This is a genomic window from Micromonospora polyrhachis, from assembly GCF_014203835.1.
In the GTDB taxonomy this organism is placed as follows: domain Bacteria; phylum Actinomycetota; class Actinomycetes; order Mycobacteriales; family Micromonosporaceae; genus Micromonospora_H; species Micromonospora_H polyrhachis.
The window spans coordinates 4162049-4176731 of the sequence record NZ_JACHJW010000001.1 but is presented as its reverse complement, the minus strand read 5'-3'; the positions used below and the strand labels follow the sequence as shown (position 1 = coordinate 4176731).

Below are 14683 nucleotides of genomic sequence, written 5' to 3'. Positions count from 1 at the left end.
CGGCACAGTCATTTACTCAGCCTACGAACCGTGGGAATGGCCTGTGCGGCGGCATCCCGCAGCCACGACACCGTTTCTGCCGCACCCGGGTAACGTGCGGTCGACAATACGGTGGCGAGTCCGAGTAGCTGCTCCTGTGGCAGTGGATGCCCTTCTCGGCTGGCCAGCCGCAGCCGCAGCGTTCGACCGTCGGCACCGACCACCGACAACTGGGGCAGCGGCGGAGCGAGCTTCCTCGGCCTGGGAACCATGTCCAGTGCCACCGACCGGGCGGTCGCCAGATCAACGGTCCGCCGCCGCAGCACCCGTACGGTCAGTTGGGTGCCGCTCAACCAAGCTCCCCTTCGGACGACGGCGGCAACCATCAGCACCGAACAGAGTGCTGCCGGCACCATCAGGATCACAGCCACCAACGGGGGCAACCACTTCTGCTCATCAGCGATGGAGTCGGCGGTTCCCCACATCACCAGTTGCCCGATCATGTATCCGACAAAGGCAGCGGAGGCGGTGATCAGGACACCGAGGAACACCTCCGTCGCGATCCGCATCGATCGGGCGTGCGTGAACCCGACGGAGAAGTGAAATCGAGGCGACATCGTCTGCACAGCGCCCAGGATCGCACGATAACGCGCCAATGTAGAACCTCGATGCCTGCCCTGCTTCGCCGCCGTGTTTCACCGGGTACGCCCCTTGACGGCACCTGTCGTCGTCAGCTCCATCCGTCAGTGGCCCCAATATCCAGCCGGAGCGGCGTGGCAATCGGTTACCCGACGAACAGGAGGACACTGATCGCCAGCATCACCACGGCGGTGGCCCCGTGGATGCCGTAAACGGCCGCCTTGGGCCCGTTGCTGCGCCACACGATCAGTGCGTCGCCGGCGGGTATACCGGTGGCGGCCAGCATGAACCAGCCCAGTAGGTGGGGTGTCGCTCCGGCCAGCAGGATGAGGATGAAGAGCCCCGAGGCTATGTCGCGCACGGCCTTGACGGATAGCCAGGCCTGGAAGTTGGGGTCCTTGACCGGCGTGCCGGGAATGCCGAAGCCGACTGCGGCCTGCGGTGCCCAGAAGGCGCGCGCGCCCATGAAGATGATGCCTGCTCCGATCAGTCCGGCTAGCACGGTGGCGACGTTGGTGAGCATGGGTTGCTTCCCCTCTAGACGGCAGCGCTACAAGAATTCCTAGCGGCGCTAGCAATGGTAGCGACCATAAATCTAGCCTCGATAGAATGTCAAGCATTGCTAGGATGCCGTCATGTCCGCCATCAACGAGCGCCGCGAACGTGAACGCGCCCACCGCCATCAACTGATCGTCACGGCCGCGCGCGAACTCGCGGAAGCCGAAGGCTGGGAGGCGGTGACGACACGACGGCTATCTGAACGCGTCGAATACAGCCAGCCGGTGCTGTACAGCCACTTCAACGGCAAGAACGCCATCGTGAGCGCCGTCGCCATCGACGGCTTCAGCGAACTCGCCGCCCACCTGCGTCGCGCACGGCTGGCCGCCCTCGAACCGGGGCAGGCCCTGCGCGCCGTCTGCCACGCCTACCTGGAATTCGCGACCGACCGGCCTGCCCTGTACCAGGCCATGTTCGTCCTGCCCACCGACGTGAAGTTCGCGAGCGCCGAGACACCACCTCCACTGCGGGCTGCTTTCGGCGAGTTCGTCAACTGCTTCCGCCCGGACAACGCGCGACGGGGGCTGTCCGCCGAAATCATCTGGAGCGCGTTGCACGGCCTGGCCGTCCTGTCGGACAGCAACCGCATCCCCCCGGACGGCCAGGACGAACGACTCGATTTTCTCGTCGCTCAGATCGCCGACACTCCCAACGGGCCGACGCCATAAGGGGTAACTCAAAGGCCAAGGATCTGAGGCGAGCCCATCAGCTGTGCCCACGACAGGATCCAGCTCGTTGCCGGACTCGCTGTTACCGCTACTCTGCGAACAGGCCGAACTCGGTAAGTATCGGGCCAGCAAGCAGGGTTGCGCCGACCAGCAACGCGATCAGGTTGATGACGCCGAAGAGGCCCACCCAGAACAGCGCCGGTAGCGGGGTCACCCCGGCGAGTTGGTCCGCGTCCGACTGGGGCATCCGGCCCCGACTGCGCAGGGACTGCAACTCGCCGACCGGTCGTACCCCGCCGATCAGCAGGAACCACACCCCCGCGTACGCGAACGCGGCCTGCACGTCCGGCGAGGCGTACCAGGAGACACCCAGTACAACCGCGGTGGTGACCACGATCGACACGATGCCGAAGACGTTGCGGATCATCACCAGCATGGCGAGCAGCAGTACGACCGCGCCCCAGAGCAGCAGGGTGATCCGGTTGCCGCCGAGCAGCCAGGCACCGGCCAGGCCGACGAGCGAAGGCGCGATGTAGCCGGCGAGCAGCGTCAGCACCATGCCGAAGCCGGTCGGCCGCCCGGCCGACAGGGTCAGCCCGGAGGTGTCCGAGTGCAGCCGGATGCCGTGCAGCCGGCGACCGGTCAGCAGTGCGGCGAGTGCGTGGCCGCCCTCGTGGGCGATGGTGATCGCATTGCGGCCGATCCGCCATGGCAGCCGGGTCAGCACCACGACGAGCGCGAGCAGCCCGGTGATCAGGACGAGCAGCGGTGGCGGGTCCGGCTGTGCCCCGAAGAGCCGGTCCCAGAGGTCGGTGAGCCCGTCAAACGACAACATGGGCCGCGAGCCTAACCCACCCGGGCAAGCTCGCCCACCACCACGATGACGCTCGTCGTGCGAGACTCGGGGCATGGCGAACGGAGTAGGGGGTGGGCGATGACCTCCGCAGCTCTTGAACCGCACCTCGGCCCATGGACTGAGCCGGACTATTTCGCCTTCGACGAGACCCCCAACCGAATCGAACTCCTCGACGGAAGCCTGATCGTGAGTCCAGCGCTGAGCAAGCGACACCAGCACCTGTCGCGGCGGCTGGCCAACTCCATCGAGATGGCAACCCTGTCTGGGCAACTCTCGGTCTATGAAGCCGTCAACGTCCGCCTACGCTCTGGTCGGATCGCCATCCCGGACCTGGTCGTCGCCGAGACAGACGACGAAGGTGCGGTGGTAGAGGCAGCCGAGGTACGCCTGGTCGGCGAGATCGTTTCCCCCGGCAATGCCGCTGCTGATCGCGTCGTCAAGATGCAGCTCTACGCGATCGCCCGCATCCCGTGGTACCTCCTGGTCGAACAGGATGCTTCGACACTCACGCTGCGGATGTTTCGCCTCGATGGTGAGCACTACGTAGAACACGCTGTCGCCAAGTCTGGCGAGACACTTCAGATCGCTGAGCCGTTCCGGCTCAACCTCGACCCGGCCACACTGTTGCGCTGACCCGGGCCTCCCCCTGGTCCACCCACACCCTCGCCCTGCCCCTGCTGGGGAGAGCAAGGGGGCTAGTCGTTCCGCTCAGCCACGAACACCCCGACCCCGGACATGCCCTCGACCATTCCCTTGGCTTTCAGCCAGTTGATCGCCCCACGGACGACCGTGATCGAGACCCCGTACTGGGCCCGAAGCTCAGCGGTACTCGGCAACTGGGCACCAGGCGCCAGCTCTCCTGACTCGATCTTCCCAGTCAAGTCGTTGATGATCTGTTGAGTCTTTGAGGTAGGCATCTCTCACCCCTTGGTCCGCACCGCCATTTGATCACGGTCGACACGGAAGCCACAAGCCTCAAGATGCAGCAGGATGCATCAGGTCTTGCCCTTAGTTCCCCTTATGCATAAGGTTGCACATGGCCGATCCCCTTGGTCCGCAACCTGGCGGAATCGGTCCCCTCGCGCGCGGCGGCTCGCGTTTCTCCCCAAGCGCTACCCGCGAGCCGTCGCGCGCCACCTCGACTCCCCAGGAGGTACCGGGTGGAGCGCATACGCGCACTCGTCATCTTCCGCCGACATCAACCCTCCCCGCTGTGGCGGCTGCTGCGCATCCCGCGCTGCCGCTACTGCCGTCGCCGCTGGCCCTGCGGCCCGTACGACCAGGCCCGAACCGCGCTGCTCAGCCACGACCGCGAGGACATCGCCGCGATCATTCGCGCCCAGGCCCGCCGGTGTACGTCGTGACCACCCCTGCCGACCTTGACCGTTGGGCATTGCGTGGTCTGGTGCACTGCGGCTACTGCGAGGAACCGATGCAGCCGGCCCAACAGGACGGCCAGCCTCGGTCGTACCGATGTTTGTCGCCATGCGGACGCAGCGCGACGGACGCGAATGGCCTGGAGCTGATGGCGTTCCGCACGGCGGTGGCGGCGCGTACCGATTGGGGCGCGACCATCCGACGGAGCGACCTGACGACGCTGGCCGCCGACACCTGGGCACGCATCGTCGTCCACGGCGACCTGGCGGACGTACGCTTCGTCCCTGCCTGATCGCCCCTCACGCGTTGATCAAGAGATTTGCGTCAGGCTGGGAGCCCCAGAATGACGCAAATCTCTTGATCAACGGGTAACAGGGGTGGCGGGTACGAGTCAGCGGATCGGAAACCGCTGTCGCGGGGACGTGTGTACGGGCATCCGGGCCGGTACGGCGACGCGGGCGGGTGCGGCATTCCGAGCGGGAACGCTACGCCGCAGAATCAGCCACGCACCTACCGTGGCGGCGGCCACGGTTACGACGCTCGCGAGGGCGATCAGTGCGACCATACCCGCGCTGGCGATAATCAGCGCCACGTCCCCGACGGCGATCAGCATCCACAGTGCCACGCTGGGCTTCGTCGGGTTCAATCGGTTGCTCATGTCGTACCTCCTCTCGTCGTACCGTCACTGGTACCCAGAGGAGAGCGGATTTATACGCGGCCGTCCCGAACAGGCCGGAACCCATCGGCGATGACGTTGAAAATGGCCAGGTCAGCGTCCCACTGCTCGGCCGGAGCATTCCAGCGGATCGCGTACCCCTTGTCCTTCGCGGTCACGAAGCCACGGTTACGTACGTGCATCCGCCGACCACCATCGGTCTCCGTCCACTCCCAGTCGGCGCAGTTCTCCCAGTGGTAGTCGACCTCTTTAATCGACACTAAGCTGTATTTTCGAGCAATATATTGCTCACTCTTGCTGCGAGTCTTTTCTTGCTTGATCCAATCGGCAAGGGCTCTACCCTTGGGGGTCGTGGTCTGGTCGATGAGCAGCCACCGGCCCTTGCCGTCCTGGAAGTACACCCGCTGATCCTCGGGACCGGGTCCGTTCGGCTCCCGTTTGTATTCCTTCCAGCCGTTGGGCAACGGCATCCGGAACCCGGTCTTGTCCGTGTGCAGGAACCAGCCGGCCGGCACGACGGGCTCGGGCAGTCCAGTCGGCGACGGCGTCGCGCTCGGGGTCTGCGCGGGTGTCGAGGTCTGGGGTGCTGCCGACTGGCTGCCCGCCGAACTCGTCGCACCCGCTCCGGTCCCCGGCTCCTGGTTATCGTCCGGGTCACGGTTGGCCAGCGGCACGATCACGAACAACGCGAGCAGCAGCGCCGCGACGCCGCCCGCCACCCACACCCACCGCTTTCCGGTTAGGAAGGGCCCCTTGTTATCGCTTTCTGCCTGTGAAGGGGCCCTTCCTAACACAGGAGCACTGCCGGACGCCGGGCCGGGCATCCGGGCGGTTGGTGCGGCTGTCGGGGTGTGCTTCGTCTCCTCGTCAGCCGGAGACGATGCGCCAGCCGGAGACGACCCGGTAGACGGTGTCTGTGCGATAGCCGATGGCAGGACCGTTGTCTTGGCGGCCGGCGGCGGGGGTACGGCTGGAGGCGACGACTTCTGGACCGACTTCTGGGCCGGCGGCGGTGACGGCTTCTGTGCCGGTGGAGTCTCGGCGGGGCGGGGTGCGGGAACAACCGTCGGGCGCGCCTCGCGCGGACCATTCGGCCCAGGCCGACGTACGCCGTCAAGCAGTGAGATTGGCCCCCGCGACCGCTTGCTGGTGACTCGGCGCAGCAGCCGCTCCGCCACCTCGGCGTTGATCCGCTGCGTCGGATCCTTGCGGAGCAGGCCGGCGAGTACGGCCTTGAGCGGTCCGGCGTTCTTCGGGGGTGGTGGCGGTTCCGTCGCCAGCGCGGTCAACGTCGCGATCGCCGACGATCGGGCGTACGGCGATTGCCCCTCCACTGCGGCGTACAGGGTCGCGCCCAGCGACCACAGGTCCGCCTCGGGGCCGGTCGTACCGTCCCTGGCCCGTTCAGGGGCGATGTAGGCGGGCGACCCGAGCACCAGTCCGGTACGCGTCACGGTCGGGTCGCCGGGAACGGTCGCCAACCCGAAGTCGGTCAACACCACCCGGCCGTCGTCACCGATCAACACGTTGCCCGGCTTGACATCCCGGTGCAACATGCCGGCCTTGTGTGCCGCCTTCAACGCCCCGAGCACGGCCAGGCCGATCTCGGCGGCGCGAGCCGGTGCCACCGGCCCATCGTCGGCGAGAACGTCCTGCAACGAGCGGGACGGGACGTACTCCATGACGATCCAGGGATCGCCATCGGTACGAAGTACGTCGAAAACCCGGACCACGTTGATGTGGTTGAGTCGCGCGATGGCCCGCGCCTCGCGGAGAGACCGCTCGCGCATCTCCCGACGCTCTTCCGGGGTTAGTCCGGGTGGCGGCACCAGTTCCTTGATGGCAACGTCGCGGTGCAACACCTCGTCACGGGCCATCCACACACGACCCATGCCGCCCTGACCGAGCGGCTTCACGAGCCGGTAACGGTCAGCAACAATTTGAGGAAGCGCGTCGGACATCCCGTGGACGGTACCCGGCGCGGAGCTTGGTCACACTCGCGGCACGCGCATTGTGAGGCGTCCGTCAACTGGCAACGTCGTACTCTCGTCATATGTCTTCGCAGGAGCCGGTCTTTCGGGTAGTCCGTGGCGTACCGACGGTAGAGGAACTCGCCGCCCTGGTCGGCGCGTTCGCCACCCGTTCCCGACCCACCATGCCACCAGCGCCACCGGCCGCATCGACCTGGGTACGCAGCGGACGCCCCCGAACCGCTAGCGCAGCCGCCCTGCCGGTGGAGCGTGGCGTCGATGCCTGGCGGCTCTCCGGTCGCCCTACCTGAGCCCCGATACGGGCTGCCGACACTGGCCGTAACCGACTAACCTCAGTGAGCGGCAGGATCGTCGTTGGGCTTGGGGAGGGCCAATGATTCCTGAGGAGGATCAAGGACCACGCTGGCTGCGCGGCTACGGTGACATCGAAGCCGACATCAGCCGCATGGACGAGTTCGCCGCCAACCTGCGCAACGACCTGATCAAGAACTACATCCCGCACCTGCAGCTCATCAGCGACGACGTATCCGTCGAGCTGCCCCCCGTGGACGTCCAGTTCCAGGAACTTCTCGCCTTCCTGGTCAACCATCGCGAGTCGTTGGTGAACACCAGCGACTTGGTGCACTTCTACCAGAACGAGACAAACAGGTTCGCCATCGCTGCCAAAAAAATCAGCGAGAACTACGCGACCAGCGATGCATTCTCGGCTGCACAGGTGAAGGACGTCGAGGCAGCGCTGAACCTGAAGGGCTTCCGGGATCCTGATGGTCCGACCACCACGCCCACTGGGACCACATGATGATCAAGAATGATGGTAGTGGTCTACCGCCGGGAGTCAACTGGCGGCACTACGACGTTTCCCAGCTCTGGGATTTGGTAAAGAACCACCACACAGACAACCACTGGCGACAGGTCGCGGCTTGGCGCAAGACATATGAGCTGACGTGGACCCACCTGTCCCGCCTGAAGCAATATCGGGTCAGCCTGACGGAATCCTGGCCGCCGGAGAAGAGCGAGGCTGCAAGTCTATACGTTGCCCATTTGGACAAGCTCATCGAGAACGTCCAGCAGACGTACGACACCGCTCAGGCGAACTACACCATCTTCTCCACCGCCACCACCGCCATCAGCCAGACGCGAGAAAAGCTTCGAAAACTCTACGAGAAATACGCGGCAAAGAGGCAGGAGAAGTTCAGCTACGAACTTCAGACAGCAACGCTGAAGAACGTTCCCGGCGCTTCCCTGGGAAAACCTCCGGCTACCGATGCGGAACTGGAGCAGCTGAACCGGGAAGCGCGGAGTTTGATGAGCGGCTTGAGCGGCGAGCTGATCGAGGCTCGCGTCCAGATCAGGCAGCCCACTCCGTACAAGCCGGCATCCGGCAAAAGGCCGATCGGCGATGACGACATCTACGGAGAGCCTTCCGCACCACCTGTCATTCCGCCAATTTTGGTCACCGGCGGAAGCCTGGTCACCAAACCAGCGGTAAACGCTCCACCAACAGGCGTCCAGTTACCTGCACCTACAGCACCCACCAGCGGTCCCGTGCTGGGCGGTACCAGCCCACCATTGGCGATTCCACATCCAGGCACCGTTGCTCCACCTGGAGCTATCCCGCCACCTGGCCCCGCTAGCTCAATTGGCGCGGCGCTCGTGCCGCCGTTTTCATCTGGACCTAACGTTTCGCCTTTCCACCCGGGCGCCCACACCAAGTCTGGCGGAAGCGCAATAGCCGGCCCCCCTCGCGCAATGGCACCTGGCGGGCTAATCGGTGGCCAATCAGGCGGAGGACTGGGCCAACCTGGAGCGCGTCCACCCATCCGTCAGACGAATCCGGTGGGTGGCGTAATCGGTGAAAGCCGAGTAAGGCAAGCCGGCGGGGCGAAAAACTCGATCGGCCCTCGCCGCGATGGACGCTCTCGTCGCGAGGACGAGATCGATCGCCGTTGGGATCCTGACAACCTTTGGGAAACAGATGAAGGAGTAGCCCCTATCGTTGTGCCGCCCTCCGATCCCGGACAAATCGATCCTGGCCCTGCCATCGGACACAAAAAATGAAGAGTCGCATTTTAAGCGTCACACTCGCTGTCATCTGCGCCACAATGGCTACAGCACTGCCCGCCAGGCCAGCTCAAGCCGACCGCATCCGCGAGGACCAGTGGCACCTTCGCTTCCTGAACACAGCCGAAGCCCATAAAATCAGCCAGGGTGAAGGTGTGAAAGTAGCTGTCATCGACAGCGGAGTCGCCCCTCACCCAGATCTGCGCAATAACCTCCTACCCGGAACCGTCACCGCCCAAGGGGAGTCCGGAGACGGCCAGGATGACTACAGCAGTCACGGCACTGCAATGGCTGGACTCATAGCAGCCCATAGCCGTGGATCAAGTAACGGAGCGTTGGGCATTGCCCCCAAAGCCAAAATCCTCCCCGTCCGATATTCGAAGCCTGGTGTCGTCGGCATAAACGACGACCTGGCCGAGGGAGTGGAATGGGCCATTGAGAAAAAGGCGAGGGTGATATCCATATCCGCAGGCGGGGCTTCATCTCCGAGATTAAGATCGGCCATAAGCTCGGCCATTTCGGCGGATATCCTGATCATTGCCGCAGCGGGGAACCAACCCGACGATCTGGGGGTAGTCTTCCCCGCAATGCTTGAAGGAGTTGTCGCGGTCGGGGCAACGGATAGGACTGGTAATCGATCAAGCGTATCAGTCACCGGGAAACAGTTGGATATAGTGGCCCCGGGTGTCGATATCTACAGCACAAGCATTAATGGGAAATACACCAGGGGGACCGGAACTTCCGACGCAACAGCAATCGTGGCCGGAGCGGCGGCGTTGGTACGGAGCAAGTACCCCGAGCTGTCTGCCGAAGAGGCCGTGCACAGGTTGACCTCCACCGCCATCGACAAGGGCGCGCCCGGCCGCGACGATGAGTACGGCTACGGCGTACTCGACCTGGTCGCAGCGCTGACAGCAGACGTTCCTCCGCTAAAGCCGGTGCAGAATAGCGCAGCTCCGACTCCTCCAGGCACCAATCCAACTGCCCTACCTGACACCGGCGCCTCGGGCGGCAACGGAATCAGTTCCACAGTCATCACCTTCACGGCACTCGCTGCCCTAGCGGTCGGACTCATGGTCATCGTCTTGGTGCTCTACCTCCGCCGGGCGACGATCGAAAGGAGACGTTGAGTCCTCCCTGAAACTATGCTTTGGGCCGGCACTCACAATCCGTCTGACGGTTCCAAGTCAAAGCAATCAACGCTAACGGAGCGGGGGGCGATCTCCCCCAAGAATTCATCGGTGCTTGCGCCAGTATCGACGAAGCGTCGCATGACCTTCTCGGAGCCACCGAGGCGCGTCCGTATTCGGGTCATCATAGGCACTGTTGGCAGCAGCTCCGAACCGACCAAACTTCGATAGACCCCAGGCACGAATCGGGGCATCGCCAACCCATACCAGGACATGCCAACCACGATCACTCACAAGCTCGACCTTCTCGATATCCCCCCAGGCAATGCGATAACTGCGCAAAGGATTGACCAGTTGCAAATGGTCGCCATGCACCACTACGCGCAGCGTCGCCATCCGCAATAATGCCACCGACATGACAACCAGAGCTACCAATGCGATTAGCATCTGACCAAGGGAAGATCCGAAGTCTCCGTCGACAATAATCACGAAAGCCGCACTTAGTGTCGTGGCCGCACACGTCACCCCAAATAGCCCGTAAAACCAGGCATCAACAGCCGAACGCAGCGTTAGAAGCTTAGTCACAGAGCTATCTTCTCAGACTCGTCAAGGGGAGTTGGCGACGGCTAACGTAACAGAGGACGAAGATGACATTCACCGTTGACCCAGAGGCAATTGAACGCGTCTCTGCGTTACTACAACGAAACCGCGAACGCGTACCAGAAATCACGGGATACATAGACAGACATCTCGCGAAGGGAACTGCGGAGCAGGTAGGAGGCCAAGGCCTACCAGCATGGTTCACCTTCAATCATGATGACCTGGTACATCGAGCCGAAGAACGGCTTGAATGGGTATCTCGGGTTTGGCACAGCGCGGCGGTCAACTTTGCAGCCAGCGCCGCCGATTACCGCAGGACCGATAGGTCCGTCGCCGCGAATATGGACAACCAGCTTCCTCACACATCTCACCCTCCAACACCTCCCACCACGCCAGACCGGTGGCCGAGTCATGCACGCACGGCCGCCAGCTTCCAAGATGTCGCCGACCCTCTGGACAACTTGCACCATGGCCCGCCGAGCGACGTAAGCGGCATGCAGCCCAAAGTCGCGGAGATCGCAAAGTGGATTGGCAACATCAATGATGTAGTCAGCATGAACTGGTGGCTACGCGAGGTCATAAAGGAGATGTACGGGAGGGATCCCATAGAGGAAGTCCTTCAAATATTCTCCGGTGATTGGCAAGTGTTCGCACGCTACGGCCACGCTTGGTTGAGCGCCGGGGGTGCCGTAAGCGATCTTCGCAGCAATATCGAATACGTTGACGACGCCCTGGCCTGGTCGTGGTCGGGAAACGCCGCAGACAACGCCATCTTCTACCTCCAACAGCTCACCGACGCGATGAAGCTCGAAAAGGATTTCTATGACTATCTTTTTGATATCTGCAAAGGCTACGTAGAGGTCGCCTATTGGGGCTACCAGATACTGAACTACCTAGTTGGAGAACTCATTGACCTAGCACTGGAATCCATCGGAATCTTCACTGGGCTCTTTAGTGGCGGCTGGGGAACCATCATTGACGCAATAATCGCAGCCGCTGATGCCGTCATGTTCATCGTCGACTTCTTCCGACAGCTCTACCATGGCTGGCAGCTTGCCGCAGCAGTTATCGGGATGCCCAGCGTTGAGCCTCCTTCTGACCTCCCGAAGCTCTTGCTCTCCGACCCAGATCCAGCCGGCCGAAACTGCATCTACATACCTGTCCCGAGGTGACAACTTGAACTTCAGCCCACCCAATGTTCCGATTCCCTCGACGCGCATCGAACGTGCGCACGCATTGATCCGCCGCCAAGCTGAGACGCTCTCTCCGAGCGGCAATCCACTTACCGACGAGATTCGCCGTGAGATTGCTAACGGTCGGATCCGAGGACGCGACCTTCTTCAGGCAGACACTTACCGAGAACACCTCCAAGATCGCGCCGCCAAGCTCGTTGATCATTACCGACAGTTAAGCGCCGAAGCTCGTGCCGCTTTGTTGAGCACCGTCGAACAGGAGGAGGCTCGTTCGAAGGAGGATTCATCCCACAGTTCCCCTCCTCACAAGGACTTCGACAGATGAATCTCGACGCTGTATCCCAGCTCTGGTCTGCCAGGGGTGTACGCGGCTTGACCAGGTAGCGTGAGTCGCTGTGCGTACGACCACACGACCCCGCCTCGTCCTCGCCTCGGCGAGCCCGGCGCGCCTCAAGACGCTGCAGGCCGCCGGAATCGAACCCGATGTGCTGGTCAGCGGGGTGGACGAATCGACGGCAGACCCCACCCGGGGGGCGGGCCACCTGAGCCTGACCTTGGCGACGCTGAAAGCGGAGGCGGTCGCCGAGCGGATCGGGTCGACCAGCGAGCCGGGCACTCTCGTACTCGGGTGTGATTCCGTGCTTGCGTTCGACGGCGAGATCCTTGGCAAGCCGACAGACGCGGCGGATGCCACCAAGCGTTGGGAACGGATGCGGGGCCGCAGTGGGGTGTTGCACACCGGGCACTGCCTGATCGACGTGACGACCGGCCGGCGGGTGGCCGAGGTCGCCGCCACCACCGTGCACTTCGCCGACCTCTCCGATGACGAGATCGTCTCGTACGTGGCGACGGGTGAGCCGCTACACGTCGCCGGCGCGTTCACCATCGACGGTCTGGGCGGGCCGTTCGTCGAGCGGGTGGAGGGCGACCCCGGTACGGTCGTCGGCCTGTCCCTGCCGCTACTGCGCAGGATGCTCCGCGACCTCGACCTGCGGATCGTCGACCTGTGGGCGAATGCCTGGCCGCCACCCGGGCCCGGGCCACTCGGTTCCGCCCCACTCGATTAGCGTCTGATCGTGACCATGAAGCCACTGCCGCTGACCGAGGAACTCCACACCTATCTGGTGGCGCACGGGTCGCCACCCGACGAGATCGCCCAGGCGCTGACCGAAGAGACGATCGCCCTGCTACCCGAGGACGCACGGATGCAGGTCGCTCCGGAGCAGGCAGCGCTGCTGACCTTTCTCACCCGGCTGGTCGACGCACGCCAGGCGGTGGAGGTGGGCACCTTCACCGGCATGTCGTCGCTGGCGATCGCCCGTGGGCTACCCGCCGACGGAAAGCTGACCTGTTTCGACATCTCGGACGAGTTCACCTCGGTGGCTCGGCGGTACTGGGACCGGGCTGGCGTGAGCGACCGGATCGAGCTACGCATCGGCCCCGCGGCCGAGTCTCTGCGTGCGCTGCCGACCGAGCCGTACCTCGACCTGGCCTTCATCGACGCGGACAAGATTGGCTACCCGGTCTACTGGGACGAGTTGGTGCCGAGGATGCGGCCGGGCGGCCTGATCGCGGTGGACAACGTACTCCGTGGCGGCCGGGTGCTGGCCCCACGCGACGAGAGCGACCGCGCGATCGCCGCCTTCAACGACATGGCCCGCGCCGACGAGCGGGTCGACCTGGTGATGCTGCCGGTGGCCGATGGTTTGACCCTGGGCCGCCGCCGCTGATCCGTACCTGCCGTCGGGCTTTGCAGTAGTCCAGCGAGCCAGGGCTGGCCGGGTCGTGACCATGACCAAAGGCTGGCGCTTCACTGCGACGCGCCGCGTCTGTCCCCTCATGGGGCTGTCTCGCCATCGTCGGGGCCGGCTCAGGCGGATCGGTGTGGCCTCCGGGCTCTCCGACCGTACTGGGCCGGCAGCGCGGCAAGGGCCAGTCCGAGCAGCGCACCGGCACAGCCGGCGAGGAAGGACAGGAAGAAGGTGGGCTGGCCAAGGAACTCCCACAGGGCAGGCCACTGTGGTCGCGGGGCACCGAACCCGTAGTGGATCATGCCGGGGGCAACCGGGAGGACTGGCAGCCACCACAGGAGCATGGTGGCCGTGAACAGGGCGGTGATGGTTTCACGGCCGGGGTGCCGTTCGGTACGCCGGCTGGCCCAGGCAAACAGCAGCCACGCGGCGACGGCACCGAACAGGCCGCCGAGGACGCCAGCCGGGTAGACAGCGGCCGGAGTCGCCGGGCGCAGGCTGACGCTGAGATAGGCGCTGTCGTACGCGAAGTCGGATGTCAACGTCAGTTCAAGGATGGTGTCGCCACGACGGGCGAGAAGCGTGGTATCCGTGGGCAGGGTGGCGAGGTCACACGACGGACCTTCGCATTGGGGGGAGTTGCGGCCCGTCGGCTCGTAGACGCGCCAGCCGGTCTCGCGCAGGCGCTGCTGAGCCAGGGCGAGCGTGTGCCGCTGGTCGACCGGGGGAACGCCATTGCGGTACGCCGCAGTGGCGCCCAGCGCGTATTCGCCACCGTCGAGGGGTTGTCCGTAGATGACGAATAGTGCGGGCGGAACCGAGATGTCGTCGAGGTTGTGGTCGGGCAGGATCGTGCTGAAGATGGCGGTGGCCTCGGCGCGGTTGGGCTGGGGTGGGGAGGTCTCCCAGGCGACCCGGGTGGCCGCAGCGGCGGTGAACAGCGCGCAGATGACGGCGGTGAGGACGGAACAGAAGACCACGGTACGGCTGGCCGGGCGACCAAGCCGGGCCCGCAGACCGTGCCGGATCAGGTTCACGGACTCTTGGACGGTGGGCCGAGTACGTCCAGGTGGGGCGTTGTCGAGCAGCGTGTCGACGATCTCCTCACCCCGCGAACGCCGGTAGGCGCGCGGATAGCAGACCAGCAGCCGGCGATAGCGGCGGGCGAGCAGGTCACCAGGCATGGCCTTCCCCTCGTGGCAGG

20 protein-coding genes are annotated in these 14683 nt (G+C 64.3%); 12 read left to right on the top strand and 8 right to left on the bottom strand.

What is annotated here, in order from left to right:
• Positions 1–8: 8 nt before the first annotated feature.
• The gene (locus FHR38_RS18375; protein WP_184535820.1) at positions 9–548 is read right to left on the bottom strand and encodes a hypothetical protein; all 540 of its coding nucleotides are present in this window, start codon (positions 546–548) and stop codon (positions 9–11) included.
• A 215-nt stretch (positions 549–763) separates the two neighbouring features.
• Positions 764–1141, bottom strand: coding sequence for a DUF4267 domain-containing protein (locus tag FHR38_RS18370; RefSeq protein ID WP_184535819.1), 378 nt, complete (start codon positions 1139–1141; stop codon positions 764–766).
• Positions 1142–1253: 112 nt separating this feature from the next.
• On the opposite strand from FHR38_RS18370, the gene FHR38_RS18365 reads away from it, so the two are divergent.
• A complete protein-coding gene (locus FHR38_RS18365; RefSeq protein ID WP_184535818.1) occupies positions 1254–1844 on the top strand; it encodes a TetR/AcrR family transcriptional regulator in 591 nt (196 codons plus the stop codon).
• 88 nt (positions 1845–1932) lie between these two features.
• Here the strand turns inward: FHR38_RS18365 and FHR38_RS18360 are convergent, their stop codons facing one another.
• Positions 1933–2679 carry a M50 family metallopeptidase gene (locus FHR38_RS18360; protein ID WP_184535817.1) on the bottom strand — a complete coding sequence of 249 codons (747 nt, stop codon included), beginning with the start codon at positions 2677–2679 and terminating at the stop codon, positions 1933–1935.
• A gap of 99 nt (positions 2680–2778) precedes the next feature.
• Here FHR38_RS18360 and FHR38_RS18355 point away from each other — a divergent pair, with 99 nt between their 5' ends.
• Complete coding sequence (locus tag FHR38_RS18355; RefSeq protein ID WP_184535816.1) at positions 2779–3333, top strand: Uma2 family endonuclease; 555 nt, start codon at positions 2779–2781, stop codon at positions 3331–3333.
• 62 nt (positions 3334–3395) lie between these two features.
• On the opposite strand, the gene FHR38_RS18350 is transcribed toward FHR38_RS18355, so the two are convergent.
• Complete coding sequence (locus FHR38_RS18350; RefSeq protein WP_184535815.1) at positions 3396–3617, bottom strand: winged helix-turn-helix domain-containing protein; 222 nt, start codon at positions 3615–3617, stop codon at positions 3396–3398.
• A gap of 243 nt (positions 3618–3860) precedes the next feature.
• On the opposite strand from FHR38_RS18350, the gene FHR38_RS18345 reads away from it, so the two are divergent.
• Positions 3861–4064 (top strand): hypothetical protein, encoded by a 204-nt coding sequence (locus tag FHR38_RS18345; protein WP_184535814.1) that lies wholly within the window; start codon positions 3861–3863, stop codon positions 4062–4064.
• Entirely contained in the window at positions 4061–4369 is a 309-nt protein-coding gene (locus FHR38_RS18340) for a recombinase zinc ribbon domain-containing protein (RefSeq protein WP_184535813.1), read from the top strand. Before FHR38_RS18345 ends, FHR38_RS18340 begins: the two co-directional genes overlap by 4 nt.
• 99 nt (positions 4370–4468) lie before the next feature.
• On the opposite strand, the gene FHR38_RS18335 is transcribed toward FHR38_RS18340, so the two are convergent.
• The gene (locus FHR38_RS18335) at positions 4469–4735 is read right to left on the bottom strand and encodes a hypothetical protein (protein ID WP_184535812.1); all 267 of its coding nucleotides are present in this window, start codon (positions 4733–4735) and stop codon (positions 4469–4471) included.
• 50 nt (positions 4736–4785) lie between these two features.
• Positions 4786–6714 (bottom strand): serine/threonine-protein kinase, encoded by a 1929-nt coding sequence (locus FHR38_RS18330; RefSeq protein WP_184535811.1) that lies wholly within the window; start codon positions 6712–6714, stop codon positions 4786–4788.
• Between the two features lie 92 nt (positions 6715–6806).
• On the opposite strand from FHR38_RS18330, the gene FHR38_RS18325 reads away from it, so the two are divergent.
• From FHR38_RS18325 to mycP, 4 genes are all read left to right on the top strand, one after another.
• Entirely contained in the window at positions 6807–7034 is a 228-nt protein-coding gene (locus FHR38_RS18325) for an acyl-CoA carboxylase subunit epsilon (protein WP_184535810.1), read from the top strand.
• 83 nt (positions 7035–7117) lie between these two features.
• Positions 7118–7543: a hypothetical protein gene (locus FHR38_RS18320; RefSeq protein ID WP_184535809.1), complete on the top strand. Its 426-nt coding sequence runs from the start codon at positions 7118–7120 to the stop codon at positions 7541–7543.
• Positions 7543–8802, top strand: coding sequence for a hypothetical protein (locus FHR38_RS18315; RefSeq protein ID WP_221449077.1), 1260 nt, complete (start codon positions 7543–7545; stop codon positions 8800–8802). The genes FHR38_RS18320 and FHR38_RS18315 overlap by 1 nt, the downstream gene beginning before the upstream one ends.
• Entirely contained in the window at positions 8799–9935 is a 1137-nt protein-coding gene (gene mycP, locus FHR38_RS18310) for a type VII secretion-associated serine protease mycosin (protein ID WP_184535807.1), read from the top strand. The genes FHR38_RS18315 and mycP overlap by 4 nt, the downstream gene beginning before the upstream one ends.
• A gap of 105 nt (positions 9936–10040) precedes the next feature.
• Here mycP and FHR38_RS33280 read toward each other — a convergent pair whose 3' ends face one another.
• The gene (locus FHR38_RS33280) at positions 10041–10520 is read right to left on the bottom strand and encodes a PH domain-containing protein (protein ID WP_184535806.1); all 480 of its coding nucleotides are present in this window, start codon (positions 10518–10520) and stop codon (positions 10041–10043) included.
• Between the two features lie 62 nt (positions 10521–10582).
• On the opposite strand from FHR38_RS33280, the gene FHR38_RS18300 reads away from it, so the two are divergent.
• The 4 genes from FHR38_RS18300 (at position 10583) to FHR38_RS18285 (ending at position 13458) form a co-directional block, all read left to right on the top strand.
• Positions 10583–11707 (top strand): hypothetical protein, encoded by a 1125-nt coding sequence (locus FHR38_RS18300; RefSeq protein WP_184535805.1) that lies wholly within the window; start codon positions 10583–10585, stop codon positions 11705–11707.
• Positions 11708–11711: 4 nt separating this feature from the next.
• The gene (locus tag FHR38_RS18295; protein WP_184535804.1) at positions 11712–12053 is read left to right on the top strand and encodes a hypothetical protein; all 342 of its coding nucleotides are present in this window, start codon (positions 11712–11714) and stop codon (positions 12051–12053) included.
• Positions 12054–12123: 70 nt separating this feature from the next.
• A complete protein-coding gene (locus tag FHR38_RS18290) occupies positions 12124–12795 on the top strand; it encodes a Maf family protein (protein ID WP_184535803.1) in 672 nt (223 codons plus the stop codon).
• Positions 12796–12804: 9 nt separating this feature from the next.
• Positions 12805–13458, top strand: coding sequence for an O-methyltransferase (locus FHR38_RS18285; RefSeq protein WP_184535802.1), 654 nt, complete (start codon positions 12805–12807; stop codon positions 13456–13458).
• Positions 13459–13598: 140 nt separating this feature from the next.
• Here the strand turns inward: FHR38_RS18285 and FHR38_RS18280 are convergent, their stop codons facing one another.
• Complete coding sequence (locus FHR38_RS18280) at positions 13599–14663, bottom strand: hypothetical protein (protein WP_184535801.1); 1065 nt, start codon at positions 14661–14663, stop codon at positions 13599–13601.
• Positions 14664–14683: the final 20 nt, after the last annotated feature.

Coding starts and splice junctions, on each gene's coding strand:
- FHR38_RS18375 (WP_184535820.1), bottom strand. CDS start 548: ATGCGGATCGCGACGGAGGTGTTCCTCGGTGTCCTGATCACCGCCTCC.
- FHR38_RS18370 (WP_184535819.1), bottom strand. CDS start 1,141: ATGCTCACCAACGTCGCCACCGTGCTAGCCGGACTGATCGGAGCAGGC.
- FHR38_RS18365 (WP_184535818.1), top strand. CDS start 1,254: ATGTCCGCCATCAACGAGCGCCGCGAACGTGAACGCGCCCACCGCCAT.
- FHR38_RS18360 (WP_184535817.1), bottom strand. CDS start 2,679: ATGTTGTCGTTTGACGGGCTCACCGACCTCTGGGACCGGCTCTTCGGG.
- FHR38_RS18355 (WP_184535816.1), top strand. CDS start 2,779: ATGACCTCCGCAGCTCTTGAACCGCACCTCGGCCCATGGACTGAGCCG.
- FHR38_RS18350 (WP_184535815.1), bottom strand. CDS start 3,617: ATGCCTACCTCAAAGACTCAACAGATCATCAACGACTTGACTGGGAAG.
- FHR38_RS18335 (WP_184535812.1), bottom strand. CDS start 4,735: ATGAGCAACCGATTGAACCCGACGAAGCCCAGCGTGGCACTGTGGATG.
- FHR38_RS18330 (WP_184535811.1), bottom strand. CDS start 6,714: ATGTCCGACGCGCTTCCTCAAATTGTTGCTGACCGTTACCGGCTCGTG.
- FHR38_RS18325 (WP_184535810.1), top strand. CDS start 6,807: ATGTCTTCGCAGGAGCCGGTCTTTCGGGTAGTCCGTGGCGTACCGACG.
- FHR38_RS18320 (WP_184535809.1), top strand. CDS start 7,118: ATGATTCCTGAGGAGGATCAAGGACCACGCTGGCTGCGCGGCTACGGT.
- FHR38_RS18315 (WP_221449077.1), top strand. CDS start 7,543: ATGATCAAGAATGATGGTAGTGGTCTACCGCCGGGAGTCAACTGGCGG.
- mycP (WP_184535807.1), top strand. CDS start 8,799: ATGAAGAGTCGCATTTTAAGCGTCACACTCGCTGTCATCTGCGCCACA.
- FHR38_RS18300 (WP_184535805.1), top strand. CDS start 10,583: ATGACATTCACCGTTGACCCAGAGGCAATTGAACGCGTCTCTGCGTTA.
- FHR38_RS18280 (WP_184535801.1), bottom strand. CDS start 14,663: ATGCCTGGTGACCTGCTCGCCCGCCGCTATCGCCGGCTGCTGGTCTGC.